The organism is Actinomadura vinacea (assembly GCF_039532545.1).
Lineage (GTDB): Bacteria > Actinomycetota > Actinomycetes > Streptosporangiales > Streptosporangiaceae > Spirillospora > Spirillospora vinacea.
In genome coordinates, this window is sequence record NZ_BAAARW010000019.1 from 1 (window position 1) to 24,380 (window position 24,380).

General features: G+C 71.8%; 23 protein-coding genes and 1 pseudogene. 10 read left to right on the forward strand and 14 right to left on the reverse strand.

What is annotated here, in order from left to right; translation table 11 throughout:
- On the forward strand, nt 1-371 hold a 371-nt coding region (locus tag ABD340_RS23690), incomplete at its 5' end, for a zinc ribbon domain-containing protein (RefSeq protein WP_344591684.1).
- A 42-nt stretch (nt 372-413) separates the two neighbouring features.
- On the opposite strand, the gene ABD340_RS23695 is transcribed toward ABD340_RS23690, so the two are convergent.
- The 5 genes from ABD340_RS23695 to ABD340_RS23715 all read right to left on the reverse strand — a co-directional run bounded on the left by ABD340_RS23695 (nt 414) and on the right by ABD340_RS23715 (nt 5,458).
- Nucleotides 414-1,109 carry a response regulator transcription factor gene (locus ABD340_RS23695; protein ID WP_344591685.1) on the reverse strand — a complete coding sequence of 232 codons (696 nt, stop codon included), beginning with the start codon at nt 1,107-1,109 and terminating at the stop codon, nt 414-416.
- 51 nt (nt 1,110-1,160) lie between these two features.
- The gene (locus ABD340_RS23700; RefSeq protein WP_344591687.1) at nt 1,161-1,643 is read right to left on the reverse strand and encodes a hypothetical protein; all 483 of its coding nucleotides are present in this window, start codon (nt 1,641-1,643) and stop codon (nt 1,161-1,163) included.
- An 80-nt stretch (nt 1,644-1,723) separates the two neighbouring features.
- Nucleotides 1,724-2,590, reverse strand: coding sequence for an NAD(P)H-binding protein (locus ABD340_RS23705; protein ID WP_344591689.1), 867 nt, complete (start codon nt 2,588-2,590; stop codon nt 1,724-1,726).
- A gap of 212 nt (nt 2,591-2,802) precedes the next feature.
- Nucleotides 2,803-4,746 (reverse strand): DNA helicase RecQ, encoded by a 1,944-nt coding sequence (gene recQ, locus ABD340_RS23710; RefSeq protein ID WP_425547428.1) that lies wholly within the window; start codon nt 4,744-4,746, stop codon nt 2,803-2,805.
- Nucleotides 4,747-4,792: 46 nt separating this feature from the next.
- Nucleotides 4,793-5,458: an HAD family hydrolase gene (locus ABD340_RS23715; RefSeq protein ID WP_344591690.1), complete on the reverse strand. Its 666-nt coding sequence runs from the start codon at nt 5,456-5,458 to the stop codon at nt 4,793-4,795.
- Nucleotides 5,459-5,658: 200 nt separating this feature from the next.
- On the opposite strand from ABD340_RS23715, the gene ABD340_RS23720 reads away from it, so the two are divergent.
- Nucleotides 5,659-6,168, forward strand: coding sequence for a hypothetical protein (locus ABD340_RS23720; RefSeq protein ID WP_344591691.1), 510 nt, complete (start codon nt 5,659-5,661; stop codon nt 6,166-6,168).
- A 122-nt stretch (nt 6,169-6,290) separates the two neighbouring features.
- Here the strand turns inward: ABD340_RS23720 and ABD340_RS23725 are convergent, their stop codons facing one another.
- Nucleotides 6,291-6,971, reverse strand: a complete 681-nt coding sequence (locus ABD340_RS23725) for a response regulator (protein ID WP_344591692.1) — start codon at nt 6,969-6,971, stop codon at nt 6,291-6,293.
- Nucleotides 6,941-8,272 (reverse strand): sensor histidine kinase, encoded by a 1,332-nt coding sequence (locus ABD340_RS23730; RefSeq protein WP_344591694.1) that lies wholly within the window; start codon nt 8,270-8,272, stop codon nt 6,941-6,943. Before ABD340_RS23730 ends, ABD340_RS23725 begins: the two co-directional genes overlap by 31 nt.
- Nucleotides 8,273-8,382: 110 nt before the next feature.
- On the opposite strand from ABD340_RS23730, the gene ABD340_RS23735 reads away from it, so the two are divergent.
- The 3 genes from ABD340_RS23735 to ABD340_RS23745 are packed head-to-tail and all read left to right on the forward strand — an operon-like array spanning nt 8,383 to nt 12,323.
- On the forward strand, nt 8,383-9,672 hold the full coding sequence (locus ABD340_RS23735) for an SGNH/GDSL hydrolase family protein (RefSeq protein ID WP_344591695.1): 1,290 nt from the start codon (nt 8,383-8,385) through the stop codon (nt 9,670-9,672).
- Nucleotides 9,673-9,722: 50 nt separating this feature from the next.
- Complete coding sequence (locus ABD340_RS23740) at nt 9,723-10,403, forward strand: ABC transporter ATP-binding protein (RefSeq protein WP_344591910.1); 681 nt, start codon at nt 9,723-9,725, stop codon at nt 10,401-10,403.
- Between the two features lie 3 nt (nt 10,404-10,406).
- Nucleotides 10,407-12,323 carry an FtsX-like permease family protein gene (locus ABD340_RS23745; protein WP_344591696.1) on the forward strand — a complete coding sequence of 639 codons (1,917 nt, stop codon included), beginning with the start codon at nt 10,407-10,409 and terminating at the stop codon, nt 12,321-12,323.
- A gap of 187 nt (nt 12,324-12,510) precedes the next feature.
- Here the strand turns inward: ABD340_RS23745 and ABD340_RS23750 are convergent, their stop codons facing one another.
- From ABD340_RS23750 to ABD340_RS23760, 3 genes are all read right to left on the reverse strand, one after another.
- Nucleotides 12,511-12,897: a Pycsar system effector family protein gene (locus tag ABD340_RS23750; RefSeq protein ID WP_344591698.1), complete on the reverse strand. Its 387-nt coding sequence runs from the start codon at nt 12,895-12,897 to the stop codon at nt 12,511-12,513.
- A gap of 492 nt (nt 12,898-13,389) precedes the next feature.
- A complete protein-coding gene (locus ABD340_RS23755; protein ID WP_344591699.1) occupies nt 13,390-13,872 on the reverse strand; it encodes a hypothetical protein in 483 nt (160 codons plus the stop codon).
- A 223-nt stretch (nt 13,873-14,095) separates the two neighbouring features.
- A complete protein-coding gene (locus tag ABD340_RS23760; protein WP_344591700.1) occupies nt 14,096-14,641 on the reverse strand; it encodes a 2OG-Fe(II) oxygenase family protein in 546 nt (181 codons plus the stop codon).
- A 402-nt stretch (nt 14,642-15,043) separates the two neighbouring features.
- Between ABD340_RS23760 and ABD340_RS48030 the strand changes: the two are divergent.
- From ABD340_RS48030 to ABD340_RS23775, 3 genes and pseudogenes are all read left to right on the forward strand, one after another.
- Nucleotides 15,044-15,424: pseudogene (locus tag ABD340_RS48030) on the forward strand (methyltransferase domain-containing protein); the annotation flags it as partial.
- A gap of 15 nt (nt 15,425-15,439) precedes the next feature.
- Nucleotides 15,440-15,622 (forward strand): hypothetical protein, encoded by a 183-nt coding sequence (locus ABD340_RS23770; protein ID WP_344591703.1) that lies wholly within the window; start codon nt 15,440-15,442, stop codon nt 15,620-15,622.
- 30 nt (nt 15,623-15,652) lie between these two features.
- Nucleotides 15,653-15,850, forward strand: a complete 198-nt coding sequence (locus ABD340_RS23775; RefSeq protein WP_344591705.1) for a hypothetical protein — start codon at nt 15,653-15,655, stop codon at nt 15,848-15,850.
- A 90-nt stretch (nt 15,851-15,940) separates the two neighbouring features.
- Here the strand turns inward: ABD340_RS23775 and ABD340_RS23780 are convergent, their stop codons facing one another.
- The gene (locus ABD340_RS23780; protein ID WP_344591706.1) at nt 15,941-16,411 is read right to left on the reverse strand and encodes an RICIN domain-containing protein; all 471 of its coding nucleotides are present in this window, start codon (nt 16,409-16,411) and stop codon (nt 15,941-15,943) included.
- A gap of 216 nt (nt 16,412-16,627) precedes the next feature.
- Between ABD340_RS23780 and ABD340_RS23785 the strand changes: the two genes are divergently transcribed.
- Nucleotides 16,628-17,044 (forward strand): phage holin family protein, encoded by a 417-nt coding sequence (locus ABD340_RS23785; RefSeq protein ID WP_344591708.1) that lies wholly within the window; start codon nt 16,628-16,630, stop codon nt 17,042-17,044.
- On the opposite strand, the gene ABD340_RS23790 is transcribed toward ABD340_RS23785, so the two are convergent.
- From ABD340_RS23790 to ABD340_RS23800, 3 genes are all read right to left on the reverse strand, one after another.
- Nucleotides 17,031-19,121: a coiled-coil domain-containing protein gene (locus ABD340_RS23790; protein ID WP_344591709.1), complete on the reverse strand. Its 2,091-nt coding sequence runs from the start codon at nt 19,119-19,121 to the stop codon at nt 17,031-17,033. The genes ABD340_RS23785 and ABD340_RS23790 overlap by 14 nt on opposite strands.
- A 1,280-nt stretch (nt 19,122-20,401) precedes the next feature.
- Nucleotides 20,402-21,409, reverse strand: coding sequence for a hemolysin family protein (locus tag ABD340_RS23795; protein WP_344591710.1), 1,008 nt, complete (start codon nt 21,407-21,409; stop codon nt 20,402-20,404).
- 73 nt (nt 21,410-21,482) lie between these two features.
- Nucleotides 21,483-22,820: a hemolysin family protein gene (locus tag ABD340_RS23800; RefSeq protein WP_344591711.1), complete on the reverse strand. Its 1,338-nt coding sequence runs from the start codon at nt 22,818-22,820 to the stop codon at nt 21,483-21,485.
- A gap of 314 nt (nt 22,821-23,134) precedes the next feature.
- Between ABD340_RS23800 and ABD340_RS23805 the strand changes: the two genes are divergently transcribed.
- Nucleotides 23,135-24,370 carry a hypothetical protein gene (locus ABD340_RS23805; protein WP_344591713.1) on the forward strand — a complete coding sequence of 412 codons (1,236 nt, stop codon included), beginning with the start codon at nt 23,135-23,137 and terminating at the stop codon, nt 24,368-24,370.
- Nucleotides 24,371-24,380 lie beyond the last annotated feature (10 nt).

A 24,380-nucleotide genomic window follows, 5' to 3' on the forward strand; every position in this document is an offset into this window, starting at 1 on the left:
GGCCGGGACGCAACGTCGCCGCCAAGGCGGGGCTGAACCGGGGCATCCTGGCCGCCGGTTGGGGGATGCTGGTCGAGCGGCTGGAGCACAAGGCCCCCGGCCGCGTCCACAAGATCGATCCCGCCTACACCTCGCAGCGCTGTTCGGCGTGCGGGACCACGGATCGGGAGGCGCGCGAGAGCCAAGCGCGTTTCCGGTGCCGGTCCTGCGGCCACGCCGGCAACGCCGATGTGAACGCGGCACGCAACATCGCCCACGAGACCAGACTCGGACTCGTGTGCACGACGGCCGGACCGGCCGCCGCTGCGCGGGGACGCTCCGGATCGCCGGGGCGGACGAACCGCGAACCTCAACCTGTCCCCCTCTCCTGAGGCCACGGGTTGGAATCCCCCTCGTTCACGAGGGGGAGGAGGTCAAGGGCGGAGGGCGTACCCGACGCCGCGCCGGGTGTGGATAAGCGGCGGGCCCAGCGGGTCGAGCTTGCGCCGCAGGTAGCTGATGTAGGTCTCCAGGACCTGCGCGTTGCCGTGGTGGTCCCAGCCCCAGACGTTCTCCAGCAGCTGCGTCCGGGTGAGGACCTGTCCGGAGTTGCGCATCAGGTAGGCCAGCAGTTTGAACTCTGTGGGCGACAGCTCGATGTCGACGCCCGCGCGCCGCACCGTCCAGCGGGCCTCGTCGAGTTCCAGGTCGGCGACGCGCAGCGCCCCGTCGTCCGGCTCCGGGGGCGGGTCGTGCGCGGCTGCGCGGCGCAGCACCGCGCGGACTCTCGCCACCAGGGCGTCGATCGAGAACGGCTTGGTGACGTAGTCGTCGCCGCCCAGGGTGAGCCCGGTGACGGTGTCGGACGGGGTGTCCCGCGCGGTCAGGAAGATCACCGGCACCTGGTCGCCCCCGGTCCGCAGCCGGCGGCAGACCTCGAACCCGTCGATGTCGGGCAGCATGACATCGAGCAGGATCAGGTCCGGCCGCCGGCCGCGGGCCTCCCGCAGCGCCTCGGCCCCCGAGCGCGCCAGGCAGGTGTCGAAACCGTGGAACCGCAGGGCGGTCTGGATCAGGTCGCGGATGTTGGCCTCGTCCTCCACGACGAGCACCCGCCGGCTCTCGCTCATGGGCTCCCGCATGTCGTCGATCCGGTTCGTTCCGCGGTCGACGGTACTGCCCTACTTCTTCTTGGGCACCACGACGATCTTGGCGGTGCGGGTCGTCCCGGCGCGCTCGCCGATGACCATGACGCGGTCGCCGGCGGCGAGGGCCGCGGCGTTGGACTTCTTGCCGTTCTCGCGCACCCTGGTCTTGCCGTCTGTCGTCCACGTCCAGGCGACGCCGTCGGCGCTGCGCACCGTCAGGCCGGCGCCGGACCGGCCGGTGATCTCGCCGCGCTGCCAGGTGCGCACACGGAACGCGTTGTCCTTGCCGCGCACGGTCGCCTCGCCGTGCACGCCGCGGGCGGCCCACCGGGCCCGGTGCCGCCAGGGCCGCTGCTCGCCGTGGCGGCCGTCCTTCGGCTTGGCGGACGTGGTCGTGCCCGGCGACGGCGACTGATCGGCGGAGGCGGCCGGCACGGCGAGGTACAGCCCGAGGCCGAGCAGGCTCGCCGCGCCCAGCCCGGCCGCCAACGACTTCCTGTTCACTTTGGCTCGCATGATCCCCATCCCATCGGCGGCGCCTGGCAGTAGGCCATGGAGAAACCTGGGAGAAGGCTGGGAATCGGCTGCCCGTCCCCTCAGCGGAAGCCGTCGGCGTGCTCGCGCGCCCATTCGGCGAACGTGCGGGCCGGACGTCCCGTGACCGCCTCCGAGGTGGGCAGCGGCCCGTAGGCCGACAGGTCGATGTCCTTGGCGTCCGCCGGGTCGGCGTCGCCGCCGGAGTAGTCGGTGAAGCCGAGCAGGAAATCGGCGTTCTCGGCCGCGAAGCCGCCCTGCTTCCGGTAGGACTCCCGCGCCTCCTCCGGGGTGACGACCTCGAAGCCGACCTCCTCGCCGAGGGCCGCGGAGATCGTGCGGACCTGGTCGCGGTACGAGATGAACTCCGGCCCGTTGAGGTCGTACGCGGCGCCCGCGTGGCCGTCGTCCAGCAGCGCGACGGCCGCGACGTCGGCGATGTCCCGCTCGTGGACGGGGCACCAGGCCGCGTCCGGGTTCGGGTCGCGGACGACGCGTTCCGCCCGGATGGACGGGCCCCACAGCCACAGCTTGTTGAGCATGAACTCGCCGGGGCGCACGTGCGTCCAGTCCATCCCGGACGCCTCCACGGCCTGCTCGACGGGCAGGTGGAAGTCGGTGTCGAACCCGCCGGTCACCGCGCCCGACGACAGCACCACGACGCGCCGGACCCCGGCCTCCTCGGCCAGCCCGACGACGTCCCGCGCGGTCTTCGCGACGGGGAAGAGGTACATGCGGTCGACGCCCCGAAGGGCGCCGGCGAGCGTCTCGGGCCGGTCGAGGTCGCCCGCGACGACCTCCACCGAAGCGGGGAACGCCGCCTTGGACGGGTCGCGGGTCAGTGCCCGCACCTTCTGGTCGTCTTGGACGAGCCGCTCCACCACAAGCCGGCCGACGCCACCGGTCGCGCCGGTCACCAGGATCGTCATCGCGTCCCCCTCGTTTCGGGCATGACGACAAAGCCCCAGGTCAGGGCGTTTGTCGGGAAGAGGCCTCAGCTTGCCCGGAGCGCGCGCGGAAAAGCAAACGCGAACATGACGTTCACATTCGCTCGTGACCTGCGTCCTCGCGCTTTCCGGCGAATACGCGAAAAGCCGAAAACCGGGCGCTGAGCTGGGCCTTCGAAAAAAGTCGGGGAATTTCAGTCGGTGCCGTTGAGGGTCTCCAGGATCTGCTCCCCGTACTTGGCGAGCTTGTTCTCGCCGACCCCGTTCACCTTGCTCAGCCCGGCCAGTGAACCCGGCCGCGCGGTGGCGATCTCGCGCAGCGTCGCATCGTGGAAGATCACGTACGCGGGCACGCCCTGCTCCCGGGCCGTCGCGCCCCGCCAGGCGCGCAGCCGCTCGAACACCGGCACCGCCTCCTCGGGCAGCTCGACCGGCGCCTTGCGCTCCCGGCCGCCCTTGCCCGACCCGGCCCCGGCCTTCGCCGGCTTGGCCCGCTCGCGCTCGCGCCGCATGGGCACCTCGCGCTCGCCGCGCAGGACCGCGGCGCTCTCCTCGGTCTCCACCAGCGCGCCGAAGTTGCTCTCCACCGCCATCAGCCCCTGCGCGAGCATCTGCCGGACGACGCCGCGCCACTCCGCCTCGCCCAGGTCCGCCCCGATGCCGAACGTGCTCAGCTCGTCATGGTCGAACTGGATGATCTTGGCGTTCTTCTTCCCGCGCAGGATGTCGATCACGTGCCCGGCGCCGAACTTCTGGCGCCGCTCCCGCTTCAGCCGCACCACCGTCGACAGCACCTTCTGCGCGGGGACCGTGCCGTCCCACGTCTCGGGCGGCGACAGGCAGGTGTCGCAGTTGCCGCACGGCCCGGACTCCTGCCCGAAGTAGTCCAGCAACCGCACGCGACGGCACGAGGCCGCCTCGCACAGCGCCAGCATCGCGTCCAGATGCAGGGTCGACCTGCGGCGATGCGCGTCGTCGCCCTCAGAGGACTCGATCATCTTGCGGAGGTTGACGACGTCCTGCAGCCCGTACGCCAGCCACGCCGTGGACGGCAGCCCGTCGCGCCCCGCCCGGCCCGTCTCCTGGTAGTAGCCCTCGACCGACTTCGGCAGGTCCAGATGCGCGACGAAACGCACGTCGGGCTTGTCGATGCCCATCCCGAACGCGATCGTCGCCACCACGACCAGGCCGTCCTCGCGCAGGAACCGCGACTGGTTCGCCGCCCGCGTCGCCGCGTCCAGGCCCGCGTGGTACGGCACCGCGTCGATCCCGTTCGAGGTCAGGAACTCCGCGGTCTTCTCCACCGAATTGCGCGACAGGCAGTAGACGATGCCCGCGTCGCCCGCGTGCTCGGTCGTCAGCAGCCGCAGCAACTGCCGCTTGGCGTCGGACTTCGGCTCGATCCGGTACTGGATGTTGGGACGGTCGAAGCTCGCCACGAAATGGCGCGCGTCCTTCAGGTCCAGCCGGGTCGCGATCTCGTCGCGGGTCGCCTGGGTCGCGGTGGCGGTCAGCGCGATCCGCGGCACGTCCGGCCAGCGCTCGTGCAGGCCCGACAGCATCAGGTAGTCGGGGCGGAAATCGTGCCCCCACTGCGCCACGCAGTGCGCCTCGTCGATGGCGAACAGCGACACCGTGCCCCGTTCGAGCAGGCTCACCGTCGCCTGGACGCGCAGCCGCTCGGGCGCCAGGTAGAGCAGATCCAGCTCGCCCGCCAGGAACTGAGCCTCCACCATGCGGCGCTCGTCCAGGTCCTGGGTGGAGTTGAGGAACCCCGCCCGGACGCCCAGCGCCCGCAGCGCGTCCACCTGGTCCTGCATCAGCGCGATCAGCGGCGAGATGACGACGCCGACGCCCTTCCTGACCAGCGCCGGGATCTGGTAGCACAGCGACTTCCCGCCGCCGGTCGGCATCAGCACCAGGGCGTCGCCGCCGTCGATCACGTGGTCGATGATCTCCTGCTGGCCGTCCCGGAACGCGTCGTAGCCGAACACCCGCCGCAGCGTCCCGAGCGCGTCGCCGCCCTCGAACACCGGGCCCGGCGCGAAACCGTCCTCGGGGACCGGTTCGTACTCGGGCTCGTACTCGTGATCGTAGAACTCGGGCTCGGGCGGGAGCTCGCTCTCGGGGGAAACCACTGATTCATCCTAGGGACTCCGTCCGACACTCGGCCCCGGGACGGCCCTATGCGGCTGCGAGGATCTTGGTGACCAGCCCGGGGGTGACGGCGTCCAGGTCCGCGGCCGTGTACGCGGCGAGGGCCAGCGCCTCGTCCGCCGGCGGGTAGTGCGGCCGCGGCACCGCGATCACCCGCATGCCCGCCGCGTGCGCGGACCGCAGCCCGTTGCTGGAGTCCTCGATCGCCGCGCACCGGACGGGCGGCACGTCCAGCTGCGCCGCCACGGTGAGATACCCGTCCGGTGCGGGCTTGCCCTGGTCGACCTCCTCGGTCGACACGGTGGCGCGGAAAAGGGACGCCACCCCGATCTCCCCCAGCACCAGATCGATGAGCGCCCGCGGGGACGAGCTGTTCAGCCCCAGCGTGAACGGCTCCGCCATCCGCCGCACCGCGTCCACCGCGCCCGGCAGCAGCGGCACCTCCTGCGCGTACCGGCGCCGCATCCGGTCGATCACCTCGTAGGCGACATCCTCGGCGGACGGGCCGTCCAGCAGGTCCTCGGCCAGGTACGCCGCCCACTCCTCGGTGCTCATCCCCATCAGCCGCTCCTGCGTGTCGGGCAGCCATCGCCCGCCCGACTCGGCGACGTAGCCGCGGCGGACCTCCTCCCACACGGGCTCGGAGTCGATCAGTACGCCGTCCAGATCGAAGACGACCGCGTGCGTGCCCATGGACCACTCCCGGCTCGAGTTCCTGATCTTCCGCATCGAACCACTACCCAATGAATACAGGCAGATTCCGACAGTTGCCCCAAGTAAACGGGGTCTGACCAGGATAAACAATGCAATTGCGGCAAATTTCGGTCAGGTCTGGCATGGTGGTTGAACCCCGCCCCGCCTCCGGAGAGTAACTGGACTGGAGAGGAGAACGAATGATCTTCATTGGACTGCTCCTGGCCGCCGCGGCCGTGACCGCTGGAGCCGGCATCGTCATGGCCAACGACGGACCGGCTCAGCTCACCGCCTTCGGCTACGCCGTCCCGGGAGTGAGCACGAACTGGCAGGTCTTCCTCACCGGCGCCGCCGTGGCCGTCGTCTTCATGCTCGGCATGATCATGACGGTCGCCGGCTTCGGCCGGCGCCTGCGAAACCGCCGCGACCTGCGCTACCTCCGCGAGGAGCAGGAGGAGTCGCGGACCGCCCTCGAAACGGAGAAGCGCCGCCTCCAGCGCGAGATCGCCCAGCTCCGCCGCGGCGGCCCCGCACAGCCCCGCGCCCCTCGTCCCGAACCCGCCGCCACCACCCGGCCGCAGCCGCAGCAGCAGCGGCCCGCCCCGGCCGCCGGGCCGGCGCAGGGCGGCGCCCCCCAGCCCGCCCCGACCCGCCAAAGCCCCCTCGCCAGCGCCGCCGCCCGCACCAACTTCTTCGACCGCACTGACTGAACGCCTCGCCCGATCCGGTGGGAGCGCCGCTCCGCTCCCACGGGCGACGGAGCCGCCATAACTCCGATTTGACAGCTTGGACCGGAAGGAGGGCGTCCGAACGAGGGTGGTGGAAGAAGGGATCAATCCGGGGTCGCGGCTCGGCCGCGGAGGTAGACCAGCACGGCGAGGACTCTGCGGTGGGTGTCCTCGGTCTGCGGCAGGTCGAGCTTGCTGAGGATGCTGCGGACGTGCTTGCCCACGGTCGCTTCCGTGACGACCAGCCGCCTGGCGATGGCGGCGTTGGAGTGGCCCTCGGCGATGAGCGCGAGGACCTCTCGCTCGCGCGGGGACAGCTCGGCGAGCGGGTTCCGCCGCCGGTTGATGAGCTGGCGGATGACCTGCGGGTCCACCACCGTGCCGCCGTCCACCACCTGGCGCAGCGCGGCGACGAAGTCCTCGACGTCGACCACCCTGTCCTTGAGCAGGTAGCCGACCCGGCGGCCGCCCCCGGAGTCCAGCAGGTCGACCGAATAGCTCAGCTCGACGTACTGGCTGAGCGCCACCACCGCCAGGTCCGGGTCGGCGCGGCGCAGCTCCACCGCCGCGCGCAGGCCCTCGTCGGAGAAGTCCGGCGGCATCCGGATGTCGGTGACGACCAGGTCGGGACGGTGCTCGGCGACGGCCGCGCGCAGGGCCGCGGCGTCGTCCACGGCGGCCACGACGTCGAACCCGAACCTGGTCAGCAGGCCGGCCAGGCCCTCCCGGAGGAGGACGCCGTCCTCGGCGAGGACTACCCGGACGACGGATCGTTCAGACCGCAAGGAAGCTCCACACGTACGAGGGTCGGTCCCCCGGCGGGGCTCGACACCAGCAGTCTGCCGTCGATCACCGCCACCCGGTCGGCCAGACCGGTCAATCCGGTGCCGCGGCCGGGATCGGCGCCGCCCGCGCCGTCGTCGGTGATCTCCAGGGTGAGGACGCCGCCGGCCCAGCGCGCGGCCACCCCGGCCCGGCCGGCGCCACTGTGCTTGGCGGCGTTGGTGAGCGCCTCGGCGGCGGCGAAGTAGGCCGTGCTCTCGACCTGGCGGGGCGGCCGTCCGGGCAGGTCGGCCTCGACCGTGACCGCCAGCGGCGACCGGTCGGCCAACTCGCCCAGCGCCGCCTCCAGTCCCCGGTCGGTGAGCACGCGCGGATGGATGCCGTGGACCAGTTCCCGCAGCTCGGTCATGAGCTGCTTGGCCTCCTGGTGGGCATCGGCGACGCTGCCGGCCGCCGGGGATCCGGGCGGCAGGTCCACGCGGGCGATCCCGAGCTTCATGGTGAGCGAGAGCAGCCGCTGCTGGGCGCCGTCGTGCAGGTCGCGCTCGATCCGGCGGCGTTCGGCCTCGAACGCGTCGACCAGCCGGGCCCGGGACCGCGCGACCTCGACCAGCTCGGCCTGGAGCCGTTCGCCGGAACCGCTCTGGAGCAGTGCCCGGGCGAGCACGGCGTGCGCAACGGCGATCAGCGCCGGCAAGTACGGAAGGGCGGGCAGCAGCGCGAGGCCGGCGATCGCGTACGGCAGCGCGGCCTCCGCGGTGGCGACCTTCACCGGGCCCAGCGCCATCGGGCCGTCGCCGCCCAGGAGGATCAGCGGGCTGGTGATGGCGCCGAGCAGGAACACCAACGCGGACAGCAGCGCCGTGTACACGACGGGAACGACTACGGCCAGCAGCAGGAAATAGCCGAGTTCGCGCCAGGTCGCCGGTTCGGTGTAGCGGGTGCGCAGCCACGAGCCGAAGCCCCGATCCGGCGGCCGCCGATGCCCCGATCGCGTCGGACGGGCGTCCACCAAGCGCAGGCGGCGCCGCTCCAGCCAAGCCAGCGGTATCGTCGCCGGCGGCCCGAGACCGGCGATCAGCAGGGCGCCGAGGACGCCGAGGAACGCCCGCTCGCCCAAAGTGGCATCCGGGGAGACGGCTAGAAGCCACGGCAAGCCCAGCAGCACCAGCGGCATCCCGGCCGTAAGCACGACCGGCACGGTCGACAGCAGGAAGCCGACTGCGCGCCAAGGCCAGGCCGTCAGCAGGAACCCGCGGCGCCCGATCGCGGCCAACAGGGTGGGCGGCGGGTCGTTCGGCACAGGCGAACGGTAGCCGACCCACCGGCGCGCGGAGGTAGTGCTGGGCATACCCCGAAGTTGGTGGATCACCGTGATGCGGCCGGCGGTGCCGCGGCGGTGGGATCTAGCGCATGAGACGACAGTTTTCCGCACGGGTGACCGTCCCCCTGGCCGGCGCGGCGCTGGTCGGCGGGCTCGTGTACGCCTCGTCCAGCGCGCCCGGGGCTTCGGCACGGGCGGCGTCTTCGCAGTCCGCGACCTGGTCCCAGAGTTGGGGGGCGGCGATGCAGCGTCCCGTCGCCGGCGGCGAGGACGAGGGGCCGAACTGGTCGACGGAGGGCTTCGGCGACCACACCCTGCGCCAGGTGGTCCGGCTGAGCACGGGCGGGACCAGGGCACGGATCCGGCTGTCCAACGTCTACGGGACCGGCCCGCTGCGGGTCACCGCCGCCGCGGCCGCCCGGTCGGCGGGCGGCGCCAAGGCATGGCCGGACACCACGGCGGCGCTGACGTTCGGCGGAGCCCGCTCCGCGACCGTGCCGCCGGGCGCCGAGATCGCCAGCGATCCGGTGCCGCTGTCCACCGCACCGCTGGAGCGGCTGGCGGTCACGCTGCGGTTCACCCAGGCGACGGGACCGGCGACGTTCCACCGCTTCACCACCCAGCCCGCCTACCGCGCTTCCGGAGACCACCTGTCCGACGCCGGCTCCGACGCCTTCACCCAGTCCACCGACGCGCTCTACTACCTGGCGGGCGTGGACGTCGCCGGAGGGAACGGCGACGGCACGGTGGTGGCCTTCGGGGACTCGCTGATCGACGGCGTCGGCGCCACCCGCGGCGCCGACGCGCGGCTGCCGGACGCGCTGGCCGAGCGGCTGGCCGGGACGGGCCGCCCGCTCGGCGTGGTGAACGCCGGGATCGGCGGCAACCGGCTGCGGTACGACTCGGCGTGCAGCGGGGACAAGGCCACCGCGCGGTTCGCCCGCGACGTCCTCGGCCGCCCCGGCGTCCGGACGGTGATCGTGCATCTGGGCGCCAACGACATCCGCGACACCCCGGGCGACCCCTGCCTGCGGCCGGGCGGACCGGCGACCGCCGAGCAGGTCATCGACGCCCACCGGCAACTGATCCGCGCCGCCCGCGCCCGCGGCCTCAAGATCGTCGGGACGACGGTCCTGCCCATGAAGGGGGCCCTGTTCCCCGTGTGGACCCCGCAGGTGGAGAAGGAGCGCGACGCCGTCAACGACTGGATCCGTACCAGCGGGGAATACGACGCGGTCCTGGACGCCGACAAGATCCTGGCCGACCCCGCCGACGGGGACCGTCCCCGGCTGTCCTACGTGTACGAGGACGGGCTGCACCCCAACGACGCGGGCTTCCAGGCCCTGGCGCGCGGCATCGACCCGGATGTCCTTCGGTGACGGCGCCTGTCGCACCGGTGCAGCTGCACCAGGTGACCAGGCATTACGGAATGGGCGAGGCGCGGGTGAACGCGCTGTCGGAGGTCAGCGTGACCTTCCCTGCCGGTTCCTGGACCGCCGTGATGGGCCCGTCGGGTTCGGGGAAGTCCACCTTGCTGCACTGCGCCGCGGGCCTGGACCGGGTAAGCGCGGGCCGCGTCCTGCTGGCCGGGCAGGACATCACCCACGCCACCGACACCGCGCTGACCAGGCTGCGGCGCCGCACCCTGGGCTTCGTCTTCCAGGACTTCAACCTGATCGGCTCGCTGACCGCCGAGCAGAACGTCGCCCTCCCGCTCAAGCTGGCCGGTGCCCGGCCATCGCGCCAGGACGTGCGGGCCGCGCTGGCCCATGTGGGGCTGCAGGACCGCGTGCGGCACCGGCCGCGGGAACTGTCGGGCGGGCAGCAGCAGCGGGTGGCGATCGCCCGCGCGATGGTGACGCGCCCCTCGGTGCTGTTCGCCGACGAACCCACCGGAGCCCTGGACACGAATTCGGCCCGCACGGTCCTCGCGCTGCTGCGCCGCATGGTCGACGGGGCCGGGCAGACGGTCGTCATGGTGACCCACGACCCGGTCGCGGCGGCGAGCGCCGACGCGGTGGTGTTCCTGTCCGACGGCCGGATCGCCGACCGCCTGCCGCGCCCCACCGCCGCCCAGGTCGCCGAACGGCTCACCCGATTGGAGGGCTGACCCGTGCTGCGCGTCTCCGCCTGCACCGTCCGCGACCGCTGGCCGCTGTTCACCGGAGCGCTGCTGACGGTCACGCTGGGCGTGGCCCTGGTCCAGTCGTCGGTGCTCGTGCTGGTCTCCACGGGCGAGCCGAAGATTCCACCGGGGACGTCCGGCCGGGCCGCCGAGCAGATCAGGGAGGGGTACGTCGGGGCCGCGACGCTGCTGGGGATGGCGACGCCGCTGGCCATGTTCCTGGCCGTGTTCATCGTGGGCTCGACGTTCGCCTTCGCCGTGGAGCAGCGACGTAAGGAACTGGCCCTGCTCCGCATGCTCGGCGGGAGCCGCCCTCAGCTGATCAGGCTGCTGCTGGGCGAAGCATTCCTGCTCGGGCTGGCCGGCAGCGTCCTCGGCATGCTGCTGGGCATGCCGGCGACCTGGGTCCAGGCACGTCTGCTGGTCGGGATCGGGCTCCTGCCCGGCGACTTCTCCGCGCGCTGGTCGAACGGGGTGCTGCTGCTGTCGCCGAGCGTGGGGATCGGCGTCGCCGTCTTCGGGGTGCTGTCGGCCTCGTACCGGGCGGCCCGGGTGCGCCCGCTGGACGCCCTGCGGAACAGTCCCCGGGCCGCCCGCGTCATGACCGCCGGCCGCTGGCTCTTCGGGGTGTCCTCACTCGCCCTGACCGTCCTGCTCGTCGCGGCAGGGCAGTCGGCGGACCTGCTGGGCGCCCTCCTGATCGCGATGGGGGTCTCGGTCTTCGGATCGATCGCGCTGAGCGCGCTGAGCCCGCTGGCCGTCCCGCTGGCCGGCAGGCTGCTGGGGGCGGTGCTGCGGACCGGCGCGCTCGGCGAACTGGCGCAGGCCAACCTGCGCGACGCGGTACGGCGCAGCGCCTCGACGGCCGCGCCCGTCATCGTGCTGGTCGGCCTGCTGGTCGGCCTTACCGGAGCGCTGAACTCGCTGGCCCGCGCCACCGGCGCGGACCTCGAACGGATCACCGCCGCCGACCTGGTGGTCGAGTCGACCGGCGCCGCCGCCGCCCGGGTCCCGCGGATCCCCGGAGTCGCCTTGGCGTCCCCGCAGAGCCAGGTGGAGATGTCGGTGACGGCCCGGCACCGCGTGGGCCACCGCTCCTACCGGCAGACACACCATTCAGGGATCACGGCGGTCGACGCCGCCGCGTACCAGCGCACCCACCGCCTCACCCTCCGCTCCGGTTCCCTGGACGCACTGCACGGCCGCACCATCGCGATCGGCCCCCGGCTGGCCGGCCAGGGCGTCCGCGGCGGCACGGTCACGGCACGGATCGGCGCGCACAAGCTCAAGCTCCGCGCCGTCGCGCGCCTGCCAGAAGTCCTGGAGAACGGCAGCGACAACTTCCTGGTGCCGCGCGACCTCGTCCCCGCCGCGATGCTCGCCGACGCGCCGACCGAAACCCTGGTGCGGGTCGCCCCAGGAACATCACCGCGGGCGGTCGCCGACCGGATCCGCGCGGCCGGAATCGGCGAGGTCCGCACCCTTCGCCAATGGGCCGACGCCAGAGTGGCGGCCCAACAGCGCGGCACCATGGGGATCATGGCCGTCCTGATGGGCATGTCCGGCCTGTACGCCGCGATCGCGGCGGTCAACGCCGTCGTGATCGCCTCCGCCGAGCGCCGAACCGAGTACGCGGTCGCCCGCGCGACCGGCCTGAGCCGCGGCCAGGTCGTCCGGATGACCGTCATAGAGTCCGCCGCGGTCACCCTGATCGGCCTGTTCCTCGGAGCCCTGGTCGCCGCGGCCGCGCTGGCGGGCTTCCACCCGGGACCAGGCGGCGCGCGCATCCTCGCCGTGCCCTGGACCCTCCTCGGCCTGCTGACCGCGGCCTCACTCGCCGTCACCGCCGCCGCCGGCGCCCTGACCGCCCTGGCCGCGACCCGGCCGTCCCCCAGCGACAACTGAAACCCCGAGAACGGCGGCTCCGTCTCGAACTCGACCCCCGTCGCGGATTTGCACGCGGTCACCACCAGCGCCTGCGCCGACCAAGAGCGCGACACGGTGTTCATCAGTCCTGGATGTCCACCGCATAAGGGTCAGCCTCCGCACCGCTGGGTGCAGAGGCCGTGATTGGGGGGTGAGGACGCCGTTGTCAGCCGGCGACCCTCACGACCATTACGACTGGGGCCAGTGATATGGCGACCATGAAGATTCTGATCGCGTGCCGCACGCAGCGGTACTTGGTGAGTACGATCTTCGTCAGATAGTTCACCTCTGGATCGTCGTCCGAGACGTTCCCGAGGTTTCCGGTCCGGGGGAGGACGGCCAGGCAGAGGAGATCCGCCGTCGCGGCCACCACGAAGCCGGCGACGCATATCAGGATCTGGACCGCCAACGGTCCCTCCGAGACCTTGTCGAACAAGAAGCCGAGAATGGCCAGGTTCATTGCGATGAACATGCTGGCCTTGCTGTCTGCTTGCAGTGTCTGGCCCCGCAGGCAATCCGAAGACAGAGACGAGGAGGTCTGGTTTGTGGTCATATCAAACTCCTTAGCGTGCTTTGACGGACCCGCCTGCGGGGGTGGACCGGCTCGATCCCTGATGAATCGAACGATGAAGACCGTCCGGAGAAGTGCTGAACGGCAACCAACCGCTCACGGCAAAGTCCGGCCACGTTCACCAGGCGCCCAGAGCGGATTGGAGTGCGGTGGTCAATCCCCAGAACAGCGCGGTGAGGCCGCGGAGGTCGATCCGGCCGACACCTTCATCTCCCGGGCGGTGGACGTGGGGTCGTGCGGAATCGTCGTCCGACCTCCCGTGCCAGACGGCCGCGTTCCGGCAGGTCACCGCACGCATCGGTAAGAAAGACATTGGGATTACCGGCCCCAGCTCGGTATTGGCGATGACGCGGCAGCGGGCAGCTGTCTCACGACGACGTACGGCACCTGATCACATCAGCGGCCAGGCCACTCCGATCTCGGAGGCGGGATTCCGCTCGGATTCGGAGGGGCTGAACGCCAGGCGGCCGGAGCTCATCGCCGATGCGACAGATCCCGGCTCACACGGATCTCGGGTAGTCCTGGCACCGGCGCCGTAGCCGCGTAGAGCGTGAAACGATCGTCTTCATCGTCCATCGCGGCGAGCAGACGCTCGCCGTCCGCCAGGACCACCGTCCACAGTCCTGGCGGTTCGGTATCGCCGTACAGTACGAACGCACCGAAGTGAGCGGCGAACCGGGCGGCGAACTCCAGGCGACCGACCCGCTCGGCCAGACCGCCCTCGATACCGACGCTGATAGTCATCGCGAAATGGCCGAACACCTGTCCGTGGGTGCAAAATGCGGCGAACACCTTCTGTGGGGCGTCCCGCAAGTCCTCGTGGACTTGATCGATACGGCCTACGAACAACTCACCGTTGGTGATGCCGAAGCAGTCCAGCAGGAACGCCCGCAGCTCGATCTCCGGAACATCGCGAGATGACAGCAGGTCGTAGCCGGTGGCCTTCGTCTCCGTCACGACGCCTCACCCTAGCCGCGCCTTTGCCGGCCGGCCCGGCCCGTCGACGCTCACCAGCAGTCGGCCACCTGGACGCGAGCGTGCCGGTGCTGGACCGGGTGCGGCTCTCCCTGATGTGGGCTCGCTGAACCGCACACCGACAGAGAAATTGAACTCGTCGCGCTGGTGCTTCGCTTCTGGGTGCCTGGAGGGCGTACAGCCTGCTTGCCGGGTTCCGGCTGGTCTACTGGGCTGGGGCGAACAGCTTCTGTGTTTTCATGGCCATCCACTCTCCGGCGATGACGGTTTCGGGTAGTTGCTGGTCGGGTGCGGGAGCGAGGGGCGGCAGCGGCTCGACGACGGCGTCGTGGTTGGGCTGGAAGAAGAACGGGATGGACAGGCGTGAGGAGGTGTCCGCCCGATCGGGGTTGACCACCCGGTGCATGGTCGAGACCCACCGTCCGCCGGTCCACAAGGCCATCAGGTCGCCGATGTTGATCACGAAGCTGCCGGGGATGGCGCGGACGTCGCGCCAGGCGTTCTCGCCCTGGAGGACCTGCAGCCCTCCGGCGTTGTCCTGCTGGTACAGGACGGTCAGCCCGCCGAAGTCGGTGTGGGCGCCTCTCCTGAGTTGGCCCGGCAGCGGCTCGTCCATCTGGGGGTAGTAGTAGTTGGCGACGAGTGAGGAGACGTGCCGGTCGAACTTGTCGTCGAAGTGGTCTTCGTTCAGTCCGAGGGCGCGGGCGCACAGGCGAAGCAGGTCGGCCGACAGCACGTGGAGCGCGGTCATGTACTCCTGCCAGACGTCCTTGAAATCGGCTGGGTCCTGTGGCCACAGGTTGGCCAGCTTCCAGGTCGCCCAGTAGTCGCCGAGCGCTTCTCGTTCCCGGTCGCCGAGTTCTCCCGTGACATGCGCGCCGAAGGATTCGCACAGATCGGGCGGTGTCCTGCGGTTGAGGCAGCCCTGTGGCCAGCGCGAACCAGTTGGTAACCCTCGAACGTGCGGTCCAACCTTCGACAGGGTCAGCCTCCTTGGCCTCGGCGACCCGGCTACCGAACACTCGCCGCCGATTTGCGGAAGCGCGGCGTCGGGTTCCGGTCGCTGCACGAGGCGCGCGCCTTCGGTCGCGTGGGCGGAACCGCATACGGGTCCGCGCTACAGGATCAACGCCCGCAAGGACCCCGCTCGCTGGTGGCAGGCGGTGTACGAGCCGGGCACGGCGATCCTCACCCAGTTCGACGACGGGGCGTCCGAGGACGGGCCGCGCAACCCCACCTCGTCGTTGTCGGCGCCGAACATCGTGTTGCCCTTCCTCGAACTGCTGCACCGTTCGGCGGGCAGCGGGTCCTGGACATCGGAACGGGCACGGGGTGGACCGCGGGCCTGCTGTGCGAGCGGGTCGGTGAGCAGCACGTCGTATCGATCGAGATCGACGAGCAGGTCGCCCGGCAGGCCGCCGCGAACCTGGACGACGCCGGGTACAGTCCCGAGCTGGTTACGGGGGACGCCGTCACCGACATACCCGAGGGCAGGGCGTTCGATCTGGTGCACGTGACGTGCGGCGTGACGGCGCTCCCGTATGAGTGGGTGGAACGACTCCGGCCAGGGGGCGCGATCGTGTTCCCGTGGATGCCGCACTTCTCCTACGGCTACCAGGTCCGGCTGGACGTGCTACCCGATGGTGTGGCGATCGGACGTCTGGCCGGGTCCGCCGCTTACATGATGCTGCGGTCCCAGCGCGGTCACCGTGCGACGCCTGTACGGGAGTGAACCGAGGCCATCACCGGACTCGTCCCAGGGGTGCGCGCCGACCTGTTCCACGACACCGAACCCACCGGGGAGGCCACCTTGTGGCTGCTGGCGCGCGGCGCTTGGGCCTCGGTGGACTACGTCCCCGGCAAGGACGCGTTCGTGGTGGAACAGGCCGGCGAGCGGCGGCTTTGGGACGAGGCCGAGGCCGCCTACTTCCAATGGGTGCGGTGGGGTCGCCCCGATTGACCCGATTCGGGCTGACCGTAACTCCGGACAGTCAGCAGGTGTGGCTCAACGAACCCGGCAACCTCATCGGGCGCTGAAAATCGCGTGCTGTCAGTTGTGCCAGCCGTCCCAGTAGGCGAGTTCCAGTCCCGCGCGGACGGCGCCGTCGCTCTCCGCGCGAAGCTTCTTGGACCAGATGTTGGTGAAGAACCCGGACGGCTGGTTGTAGTGGAACCTCTGCCCGTCGCGCCACACGCAGTCGCTCGTCCAGACGGCGTTCGCGTTGTTCTTGTTGTCGGTGGCCAGGCAGCGGCCGGTGGCCCTGTTCTTGAGCTGGGCGTACGTTTCGCCGTTGCTGTCGTGGACCCAGTCCCACTGCTGGTAGCTGCTGCCGTTGCAGGAGCTGGCAAAGGCGACCTCGGTCCTCCCTGCCGTGAGGCACGTCCCGTAGGCCGACTTGAACTGCCAGTAGACGGCCGCGGCCTGGGCCGGGGGTGCGGCCATGACCGAAGCGGCGGCGACGCCGGCGATGCCGAGGGTGGCGGTTGTGACGGCGCGCTTGCGCAGAGTGGGAATTCGCATGCCCACAAATCTGCCGACCAAGATCAAACTTTAGAGGACAAAGATGATCTTTGTAAATGGCGTATAAGCGAACACTTCTTAAAGGCCGAGGTCGCATGATCAACCCGGTGAAATGGTCACTGTCAGCGTACTAAATGTCACGCACATTCGGAGAGTCGTCGACCCGGCACGCCGGCCGTCCCTCTAAGTGATGAGGGCGGTCCGGCGGATATCCCCATGTGGGCTGATGGTGAACGGAGCGTCACCGCGCAGGATCGTGATGTGCGGATATTTCTCAAGGTAGCCATCACCGCGGCCGCGCTGTGGGTCGCCACGCTGCTGATCGCGGGGATCGACGTCGAGGGCGACTCCGCCGGCCGCCGGGCGCTCACCCTGGCCGCCGTCGCGGTGATCTTCGGCCTGGTCAACGCCATCATCAAACCCATCGTCAAGACGCTCGGATGCGCTCTCTACGTGCTGACCCTGGGCCTGATCGGGCTCGTGGTGAACGCGCTGCTGCTCCTGCTCACCAGCCGCATCGCCGAAGAGTTCGAGCTGCCCTTCCACGTCGACGGGTTCTGGCCCGCCTTCGCCGGCGCCATCGTCGTCGCCGTGGTCGGCTGGGCCCTCGACCTGCTGGTCAAGGACGACTGAACAGAGACCGTCGCAACCGGTCCCCGCCCGCGTACTCCGGATACGCGGGCGGGGACTCGTCCGCGTACCCCAGCAGGATCCACCGCCGGGCCCGCACCGCGCCGACCAGGAACTCAGCCTCGTTCACCGCCCCGGCCCCCGCCACGATCAGCACGTCGAACCCGCCGTCCGGGGCCGCCGCGCCCACCGTCGCGGGCGTCCCGCACACCAGGTCCGCCGTACGCAGCAGAACGTTGCCCGCCCCGTCCGAAGGCGCCATCTCGGCGTGCTCCAGGTAGTGGGTCAGCCGCTCGATCCGCACCATCGCCCGGCTCTGATGCGTGGCCAGCAACTCCATGTCGACCGGCTCCCCGCCGCAGACCTCCTGCACCTGCTCCCGCGACCGGGCCTCCGCCTCGGTCGCCTCCTCGAACTCCGCCGACCGCGTCGACTGCTCCTGCTCCACCTCCGCCCGGCGCCGCGCCAGCAGCGCCTCGGTCTCCGCCAGCCCCGTCCGGGCCGCCTCCGCGTCCGCGCCCGCACGCTCGTAGGCGGCCCGCGCCGCGTCGTGCGCCTGCCGGGCCGCCGTGTGCCGCCCCTCGATCTCCTGCGCCACCCGCTGCGCCTCCACCGCCAGCGCGCTCGCCCGCGTCGCCCGCTGCGCCGCCTCCGCCACCAGCGCCGCCGTCTCCTGGTGGTCGGCCGCCGCGGCTTCACGCTCCGGCGTCAGCCGGGCCAGCTCCGCGCCCAGCTGCCGCTGCGCCTCCTGCAGCGCCGCCAGCCGCGCACCGCCCTCGTTGATGAACGCCTCAAGCTGCGTGCGGTACCCGTGCGCCCGATCCGCGCCGTCCTTCAACTGCGCCGCCCGCTCGGCCGCCATGTCCGCCTCCCGGCTGAGCGCCTTCACCTCCGCCCGCAGATCCTTGATCTCCGCGGGCGGCGGCGCCACGTGCAGCCGCTGCCCCAGCGACATCTTCCGCCGCCGCGCCGCCAGCGCAGACTCGGCCGCCGCCAGCCGGTAGTAACGGGCGTGCCCGTCGGCGTCCGCCGCCGCGGACTCCGCCACCAGCCGGTCGGCCTCCTCGACCGCGCGCGGCAGATCGTCCTGGGCCTGCCGCAGATCGGCGGCCAGCGTCTCTTCCTGCTGCCGCGCCGACTGCACCTCCGCGCGCGCCTGCGCCTCCCGCTGGTCGAGCGCCTCGCACCGCGCCCAGGTGGCCTCCGCGGTACGGGTGAGCCGCCCGGCCTCGTCCGCCGTCGCGTCCGCGTCCGCCTGCAACCGCTGCGCCTCCGCCAGCGGCCCGGCCAGCTCCGCCGCGACCCGCGCCTGCTCGGCCGCCAGCCGTTCCGCCTCCTCGGCCGCCGCCGCCCCGGCCCGCTCGGCCTCCTCGACCGCGCCCCGCGTCTCCTCGATCCGCGCCGCGACCCCGGCGAGCTCGGCCTCCAACTCCTCCTCGCGCCGCCGCCGTGCGTCCCGCAACCCCTCCAGCGTCGCCAGGTCCCTGGGCCACTGCTCAAGCCACACCAACCCGCGCTGCAGCATCTGCGTCTCGGTCACCCAAGCCTGCCGCCAGGCGTCCCCCACCGGACGTACGACGGCCCCGCGCAGCCGAGCCTCCGGCGCGCGGACCTCCTCGTCGACGACGGTCTCCGGTTCGGGCTCCGGCTCCGTGTCGGGCCGCAACGCCTTGAACTCGACCGTCCCGTTGGACCCGAACTCACGAAGCGGCGGCTTCTCGGCCCCGGGAGCCGAATCCCCTCCCACCAGAAGCCCGAAGACCTCGTCGCCGACCCCCCGGACGACCTCCTCGGCCCGCTCCTCCGTCGGCGCCAGGACCAGCGTCCGCTCCCCAGCGGCCAGCATCCGCTGGACGACTTCACCGACCGACTCGTCCCACGTCACGTCCGAGGCATCCGCGTCGACCAGCAACCGGGCCAACTCGTCCCAGTCCCCCGCGACGTGCCGATCCCGCATGGCCCGCAGCGCCGCCAGCTGCCCCTGCCAGCCGACGGCCCCGGCATCACGTTCCCGGAGCCGCCCTTCGAGCCCTTCATAGAGCCCGATCAACTCCTCGCAGACCGCTTCCGCGGCCGGCACGGAAGTCTGCTCAACAGGGTCGGTCGCCACAACCGGCGTCGGCCGCGTGGGCGCTGCCGGCATGGACGAGACGTCGTCCGCACCGGAATCCGTCTCGTTGACCTGCTCGGCCGACGCCGTGTCGTCCGTCCGAGAGGACGCCTCGCCAGCCACAACCGCCGATGCGGTGTCGTACGCGCCTTCGCCCGGGGGGTCCTGTAGCGCCGCCGGCGACGAATCGTCCGCCAGGCTGTTCTCGTCCGTCTCGGCCGGCGTTTCGCTGGTGGAGGTGGCGTTCTGTGTTGGTGGTGGTGTTTCGTCCGCTCCGGCGCCTGTTTGCGGGGAGGGGGTGCCTTCTTCGGCGGACGTCGGGAGCGCGCCCGATGCGCTCTGGGCTTGCGCCTCGGGCGGCTCTTCACTCGAGCCTGCTATCGGCGTTGGTGGTGCCGTGTCGTCCGTGAGCGGTGTTGGTTCGGACGCGGGATGGTCACCATCCGTCTGGGGGGAGGCCTCGCCGACCACGACGATCCGCTCGGGCCGCGTCAGGACGGACGGTGCGGTCTCGTCCGCGTCTTCGCCCAGGGGGTCCTGTACCGTCGGCGACGAATCCAACACCGGGCCGTTCGGGTCCGTCTCGCTGGCGGAGATGACGTGCTCGGGCGGTGGTGGTGTCGCATCCGAATCTGAGTTGGAGGCGGGGCGTTCCACGTCCGTTTCGGCGGGCTGCTCCACCTCTTGCGTCGAGGCCGCGGGTGGTTCGGCCGTGCTTTCGGAGTCCTGAACGTCCGTCGCTACAACCGGGACGGGCCGCGTGGGCTCCGCCGGGCCATCGTCCCTCGGTGTCGCGGCATCGGCGTCTTGTGAGACTGCCGCCGTTGATTCGGACGCGGAAGGGGCGGCCTCTGTCCGGGGTGAGGCCCCGCCGGCCGGGGTGCTGGGCTCCTCGTCGGTTGCGGACGCTTCGGCGGGGACGGGGGGCAGGGCCATGGGGCGGGTTGTCAGGTCGGCGCCGGCGTAAGGGCCGGTGGCCGGTGACGATTCTTTGGTGAGGTGGCCGGGGTCCTCGTCCGGAAGGTCGTCGTCCGGCCTGTCCGTCTCTGGTGAGTGCTCCACGCCGTCTTCCCGTTCCATCGGTTCTTTCTCGGACTAACGTCTCATACGCGATGCGCGGTGAGGGGGCATGGCGGTCAATGCCGTCGTGAGGCGGGGGAGGGCGTGGAGGACGGCGCCCACGGCGAGGGAGGTCCAGATGCCTTCGGCGCTGGACTCCCTCGCGTGGCGAGTGCGTCCTCCCATGTGCGTCAGTGCGGGTTGGTCGCCAGGAGCTCGGCCAGCAGGTCGTCCAGGGTGACGATGCCGCTGAACGCGCCCTGGGCGTCGTTGACGACGGCGAGCTGGGCGCGGTCGCGGCGCATGCTGGTGACCGCGTCCAGGACGGTCGTGCCCGCGGTGAGGACCGGCGCCGGGTGCGCCAGCTCGGCCGCGCGGCGTTCGCCGTCGGGTTGGCCGATCGCGGCCCGCACGTGGACGATCCCGGCGACGCCGCCGCCGGTGTCGCGGACCAGCAGGCGGCTGTGCCCGCTGGCGGTGGCGGTGCGCCGGATCCCGGCGGCGGTGGCGTCGGCGTCGATCGTGGTCACCGCGGTGGCGGGGACGATGAGGCGGCCGACGGTCACCTCCCGGGCGGAGATGGCGCGCCGCAGCAGCTCGTGGTCGTGCCGTCCGATCAGGCCGAGCCGGCGGGACTCGCCGAGCAGGTGGCCGAGCCGCTGCGGGTCGGTGTGGGCGTCCAGCTCGTCCTTCGGGGTGATCCGGATCAGCCGGAGCATCCCGTTGGTGACGCTGTTGAGGGACGCCAGGATCGGCCGGGACACCTTCGCGAACGCGCGGAACGGCAGCGCCAGGATCAGCGCGGACCGTTCGGGGTGCGCGATGGCCCACGACTTCGGCGCCATCTCGCCGATGACCATGTGCAGGAACGTGATCACGGCGAGTGCGATGGCGAGCGCGATGGCCTTGGAGCCGGCCTCGGGGACGCCCAGGGCGTGCAGCGGCGGTTCGAGGAGGTGCTCGAACGCCGGTTCGGTGACGATGGCCAGGCCCAGTGAGCACATGGTGATGCCGAACTGGGCGCCGGCCAGCATCAGCGACAGCTCGCGGGTGCCGGCGACGGCGGCCGCGGCGGGACGGCTGCCGCGGGCGGCGGCGCGTTCCAGCTGCGGGCGGTTGGCCGCGACGAGCGCGAACTCGGCGGCGACGAAGAAGCCGTTGCCGACCAGGAGCAGCACGGTGATCAGCAGGGTCGTCATGACGCCTCCTTGTGGGGGGACGACCCCCCACACCCCGCGGCAACTGCAGCCGTCATGCCCTCGCTTCGCTCGGTCATGACGCCTCCCCGCCCGCCGGCACCAGGGCCGGGACGATGCGCAGCCGCACCTCGTCGGGGACGCGGCGGCGCACGGTGACGACCTCCAGTTCGACCTGGGTGTCGTCGTCCAGGTCGATGGTGGTCCGGTCGGCGGGCGCGGGCAGCCGGCGCAGCCGGGCCATGACGAGCCCGCCGAGGGTGTCGTAGGCCTCGCCTTCGGGCAGCGCCAGGCCGGTGAGCCGGCCGACCTCGTCGACGCGCAGGCCGGCGTCCACGACCCAGGAGCCGTCGGCGGCGGCGGTGGGCGCGGCCTCGGCGGCGTCGGTCTCGTCGGTGATCTCGCCGACGAGTTCCTCGGCGACGTCCTCGAAGGTGAGGATGCCGGCCAGGCCGCCGTACTCGTCGACGACGCAGGCGAACTCCTCGCCGGTGTCGCGCATCTGCTCGATCACCCCGTACAGCGGCTGGCTGCCGGGGACGAGCAGCGCCGGCCGGGCGATGCCGCGGATCGGCGCGGACAGGTCGAGGGTGTCGTCGGCGACCTCGCGGGCGCCGGCGACGCCGATGACGTCGTCGACGTCCTGGCCGTACACCGGGTAGTTGGTGTGGCCGGTGGCGGCGATCAGCGCGGTGAGTTCGGCGACGGTGGCGTCGCCGGGCAGCGCGTCGATCTGGGGTCGGGGCACCATGACCTCGTCGGCGGTGCGGTCGCCGAAGGACAGGGCGCGGTCGAGCAGCCCGGACAGGTCGGCGGGCAGCAGCCCGGCGCTGTGCGAGCGGCCGATGATCTCGCCGAGTTCCTCCAGTGTGGCGCCGCTGTGCAGCTCCTCGACGGGTTCGACGCCGACGGCGCGCAGCAGTTTCTCGGCGGAGCGGTCGAACAGCCGGATGATCGGGCCGAAGACCGCGAGGTAGACGAGGGTGGAGGCGGCCAGGGTGCGGGCCAGCTGCTCGGCGCGGGCCAGCGCCAGGTTCTTGGGGAACAGCTCGCCGAGCAGCATCTGGATGAGGGTGGCGAGGACGAATCCGGTGGCCAGCGCGATCGCGCCGGTGGCGCCGCGCGGTACGCCCGCGACGCGCAGCAGGGGCTCGATCAGCTCGGCCAGGGCGGGTTTGGCGATGAATCCGACCACGAGCGTGGTCATGGTGATGCCGAGCTGGGCGCCCGACAGCATGAAGGAGAGCCGTCCGATGACCTTCAGGGCGCGCCGCGCGGCGATGTCGCCCCGGTCGGCGGCCTCGGTCAGCCGCGCCCGGTCGGCGGCGACGAACGCGAACTCCTGGGCCACGAAGTATCCGGTCGCCGCGGTCAGCACGAACACGGCGAGGATGCCCAGAGACGCGGTCAGCATGACGCGCCCCCTCGGGGGGTGACGCGTCCTTCGTTACCGGGTCTATGACTGGGGTCCGACACTGCGGACTCTCAACTCCTCTCGGTAGGCGGTTGTTCCTTTATCGCAACGCCACCTCATACCAGGTGGTTCCCGGTTGGCAAGCATTGCCGCGGTGATGGCGGCCTCATCGGGCCGGAGGCAGGGGGTCGAAGCGGCTGCCAGGTGGCTTGTCCTGAAAAGTGTCACCGATCACACTAATGAATGGGCATACACCGGATCCTGGGGCCGGACCAGACCCCCTGACCGACGGGGACCATGAACGCGGGGCTGAGTTGAACGAGAGCGGGGCCGGCGCCGCCGCGCCCATGAGCCGCGAGGGGATCGACCATGCCCTGCGCGGCCTGCGGGAGGAGAAGGACAAGATCTCCGCCGCGCTGCTCGACCTGGAGGGGCATGACGGCAACCGGCTGCTGAAGGGCGCCCGGCTGGCGGGCGAGACCTGGCGCCGGTGGGAGGAGGCCCGCGCGGACATCGCCGCGGTCTGGCGGCTGTACGACGCGTACCAGCGGGTGCTGGCGGAGGCCGAGGAGCTGCGCGCCCGGCACTCCCGGCCGGCGCCGCCGGTGCTGGTGGAGCTGACCGGCCTGCTGGTGGGCGAGTCGGTGGAGGTGCCGGGCGGTGAGGTCCCGCTGGAGCGGCGGACGCTGCTGGGCGAGACCCGGGAGCGGATCACGCTGGACGAGGCCGTCGCGCAGATGTCCACCGGGTACGAGCGGGCGGCCGAGGTGGTCGCGGCCGCGGACGCGGCCTGGACGGCGCTGCTGGTGCCGCTGGAGGACGTTGAGGAGACATGGCGGGTGGCGGCGCGGCTGGCGCAGGCGCTGGACGGTTCGCGCCATCCGGAGCTGGACCGGCTGGGCCGGGAGCTGACCGCGCTGGGGCGGGTGGCCCGTACCGATCCGCTGTCGCTGGTGCGCGACGGCCGTCCCGACACCGCGCGGCTGGACCGGCTCCGGGACGCGCTGGAGGCGCTGCGCCGGTCGCTGGCGGAGGCGGAGCGGCTGCGGGACGGGTACGAGCAGCGGCTGGCGGCGGTCACGGCGTCGATCGGCGACGTGGAGGAGGCCGAGCGGCGGGCCCGGGAGGCGCGCACCACCGCGTCCCTCAAGATCGAGGCGGTCCGGTTGCCGGAGCCGCCCGCGCTGGGCGGCGGGCTGCGGCACCGGCTGGCCGATCTGGAGGCACTGCGGCGGGCGGGCCGCTGGGCGGAGCTGGTGGGGCGGGTGGCCGAGCTGGATCGGGCGACCGGCGCGGCGCTGGAGCAGGCCCACGACAACCTGAGGCTGAGCACGGGGCTGCTGGACCGCAGGGGCGAGCTGAGGGGGCGGCTGGAGGCGTACCGGGCGAAGGCGGCGCGGCTGGGGTTCGCCGAGGACGAGCGGCTGACCGGCCTGTACGGGCGGGCGCGGGAGCTGCTGTGGACGGCGCCGTGCGATCTGCGGCGCTCCACCGCGGCGGTGTTCGAGTACCAGCGTGCGATCAAGGAGTGCGAGGGCGGGGGCCGGTGACGTCGATGGC